This window comes from Microcella sp., assembly GCF_030645145.1.
GTDB lineage: Bacteria > Actinomycetota > Actinomycetes > Actinomycetales > Microbacteriaceae > Microcella.
In genome coordinates this window covers 1-3,249 of record NZ_JAUSMI010000110.1, presented here as the reverse complement: position 1 = coordinate 3,249, position 3,249 = coordinate 1, and the positions used below count along the sequence as shown (strand labels likewise).

General features: G+C 75.5%; 3 protein-coding genes. All 3 read right to left on the bottom strand.

The genetic code is table 11. The annotated features are described in order from the left end of the window. Window positions 1-153: 153 nt before the first annotated feature. Complete coding sequence (locus Q7T15_RS07790) at window positions 154-1,173, bottom strand: iron-siderophore ABC transporter substrate-binding protein (protein WP_304694986.1); 1,020 nt, start codon at window positions 1,171-1,173, stop codon at window positions 154-156. Window positions 1,174-1,336: 163 nt separating this feature from the next. Beyond that, the gene (locus tag Q7T15_RS07785) at window positions 1,337-2,173 is read right to left on the bottom strand and encodes an ABC transporter ATP-binding protein (protein WP_304694984.1); all 837 of its coding nucleotides are present in this window, start codon (window positions 2,171-2,173) and stop codon (window positions 1,337-1,339) included. Then, window positions 2,170-3,249 (bottom strand): iron chelate uptake ABC transporter family permease subunit (locus Q7T15_RS07780; protein WP_304694981.1); only part of this gene is annotated, 1,080 nt, incomplete at its 5' end. The genes Q7T15_RS07785 and Q7T15_RS07780, both read right to left, overlap by 4 nt.

Below are 3,249 nucleotides of genomic sequence, written 5' to 3'. Positions count from 1 at the left end.
CCGCCCGGTCGCCCGGCCGTGCCGCCGGCGCGGTCGTCACGTCGGCGAACCAAATGCAGTCGACGACGGCGCGTTCACCCGTTTGAGGCGGGAGAGAGTCGGCGCCCCCTCTGGGGAGACTGCATTTCGCACTGCCGTCGGCGCGAGAGGACCCTAGCCGCGAGCCGCGACGGCCGCCGCGAGCTGCTCGACGACCTCGTCGAGGCCCCACGGCAGCGACAGGGCGGTGGGCGGCGAGACCGAGGCGATGAACTCGGTGCCGACGAGCTGCGCGACGGCGCCCTGCTGCACGGCCGGGAGCGACTGCGCGTACGGGGCGTCGAGCAGAGCCTGCGCCTCGTCGGGCGTCGACCCGTAGACGACGAGGACGTCCGACTCGAGTTCGCTGACCCGCTCGTACGAGAGCGTGAAGTAGAACGGCGACTCGTCAGTGTCGAGCTCGTCGACTGCGGGCGCGCTGACGAACCCGAGGTCGAGCATGAACTCGACGCGCGGGTCCTCGTCGGCGTAGACGTAGAAGGTGCCGGCGGTGTCCCACGCGGTCGCGAGGCTCACGCCCTCGAACTCGGGGTGCGCGGCCGCGGCCTCGGCGAGCGACGCGTCGATGCCCGCGAGCACCTCCTCGGCCTCGTCCTCGCGCCCGAGCGCCTGCCCGGTGATCGAGATGATGTCGCGCCACGGGGTCGACCACGGCTGCTCGGGGTACGCGACGACGGGCGCGATCTCGCTGAGCGTCGCGTACTGCTCCTCGGTGAGGCCCGAGTAGTGGGCGAGGATAACGTCGGGGTCGGCGGCCGCGATCTCCTCGAACGGCACGTCGGCGCCCGTGTTGGTGAGCACGGTCGGGATGCTCTCCCCGCGCTCCTCGAGAGCATCACGGATCCACGGCAGCACGCCCTCCTCGTCGCCCCCGTACGACTCGAACGGGATCGCGACGGGCGTCACGCCGAGCGCGATCGTCGCGTCGGTGCTCGCCCAGCCCCAGGTGACGACGCGCTCGGGCTCCTCCTCGATCGTGGTCTCGCCGAAGGCGTGCTCGATCGTGACGGGGAACGCACCCGCGTCGGCGGCGGAGCCGTCGGGCGCGGTCGCGGGCTCGGCGGAGCATCCGGCGAGAACGAGGGCGAGGGTCGCGGCGGCCGCGAGGGCTGCGCGGCGGCGGGGGGAGGACACGGTGCGGGCTCCTGGAGGGACGGGAGGGCGCGCCGCGGCACGGTGGTCCGCGCCCGATCTCGACGCGACGCTGCGACGTGCCCTCGGCTGGTGAGGCAAGCCTAACCTAACCCAGGCGAACGGGCCTCGGCAAGAGGAATGTGACGGCTCCGGCCGCCGCCGGTCACCGCGATCGCGGCAGGATGACCGGCCTCCCCGTGTCCGGATCCTCCAGCAGGCGCGCCTCGATGCCGAAGGCCTCCCGCACGACCTCCGCCGTGAGCACCGCCCCCGGCTCACCGCGCGCGATGATCCGACCGTCGGCCATGACGACGAGCTCGTCGGCGTAGCGCGCCGCGAGGGTCAGGTCGTGGATGACGAGGACGACCGTCATGCCGCGTGCGACCTCGGCGCGCAGCACGTCGAGCACCTCGACCTGGTGAGCGACGTCGAGCGCGCTCGTCGGCTCGTCGAGCAGCAGGATGCGCGGCTGCTGCGCGAGCGCCATCGCGATCCACACGCGCTGGCGCTGGCCCCCGCTGAGCTCGTCGACCCGGGCGTCGACGAGCTCCGTGGCGTCGGTGGCCTCGAGGGCGGCTGCGACGATGACGTCGTCGTCGCTGCGGTGCCCGCGGAAGAGGCCCTGGTGCGGGTAGCGGCCCCGAGCGACGAGTTCGGCTACGCGGATCCCCTCGGGCGCGATCGGGCTCTGCGGGAGGACGCCGATCGTGCGCGCGACCCTCCGGCTCGGCAGGCGCGCGAGGTCGGCGCCGTCGAGCGTGACGCGCCCCGCGGTCGGTGCGAGCAGGCGCGCGAGCCCGCGCACGAGGGTCGACTTGCCGCTCGCGTTCGCCCCGACGACGACCGTGAGCGCCCCGGGCGCGATCTCGAGGTCGACGTCGTGGACGACCGTGCGGTCGCCGTAGCCCAGACGCAGCCCCTCGGCGGCGAGCCGCGGCGGAGGCGCATCGTCGTCGCCCGCGCGCAGGAGGTCGATGGCCGAGCGGATGACGTCGCTCATGGGCGCGTCCCCTTCCGAGGTCGAGCGCCGCCGCGGTCGACGCCGGCCTGCTCGCCGCGCACGAGCAGCGCGAGGAGCACGACGGCGCCCGCGGCGCCCGTGATGAGTCCGACCGGCGGTGAGAGGGCGCCGGGGACGAGGTGCTGGGCGACGAGGTCGGCGAGAGCGACGACCGCGGCGCCGACGAGGGCGGCGGTTCCGAGCGCGGGCGCTCGCCCGCGCAGGCGGCGCGCGATCGGCCCGGAGGCGAACGCGACGAACGCGATCGGCCCGGCCACCGACAACGCCACGGCGGCGAGGATGCTCGAGGCCGTCATCGCCCCGACCCGCGTCCCGACGGGGCGGGCCCCGATCGCGCGCGCCGAGCCGTCGTCGAGCGACTGGGCCGCGAGCGGCCTCCGGGCGGCGACGAGCCCGAGGGTCGCGACGGCGACGGCCGCGCCGACGAGCGCGACGTCATCCCACGACGACGAGCCGACCGACCCGACGAGCCAGAACCACGCGCTCTGCGCCTGCGTGAGGTTGGCCCGCGTGAGGGCGTAGCCGACGACGCCGTTGGCGAGGAAGGCGACGGCGATGCCGATGACGACGAAGCGTGCGCCGCCGACCCCGCGGCCGCTCGCGGCGACGACGACCGCGGTGGCGACGAGGGCTCCGACGAGGGCGGCGCCGCTCACCGCGAGGCCCGTCGCTCCAGCGGCGATGGCGAGCACGGCCGCGGCGCTCGCGCCTCCCGTGACACCGACGATGTCGGGGCTCGCGAGCGGGTTCCGCACGACCGCCTGCAGCAGGGCGCCGCTCAGGCCGAGGGCGGCTCCGACGAGCAGCGCGAGCAGCAGGCGCGGCAGCCGCAGCCCCTGCACGATGAACGTCGCGCCGCCCGCGCCCTCGAGGCCGAGCAGCCCGGCGACGACCTCGACGGGCGAGAGCGGCACGTCGCCGAGCGCGAGCGCGAGCATCCCGACCCCGACGATCACGCCGAGGATGCCCGCGGCCACGCCGAGCGCGCGCCGCCGGTCGCGCGCGCGCCCGGCCTCGATCGCGGCGACGGTCGCGGAGCACGCCGCCGGCAGCCC

Coding starts and splice junctions, on each gene's coding strand:
- Q7T15_RS07785 (WP_304694984.1), bottom strand. CDS start 2,173: ATGAGCGACGTCATCCGCTCGGCCATCGACCTCCTGCGCGCGGGCGAC.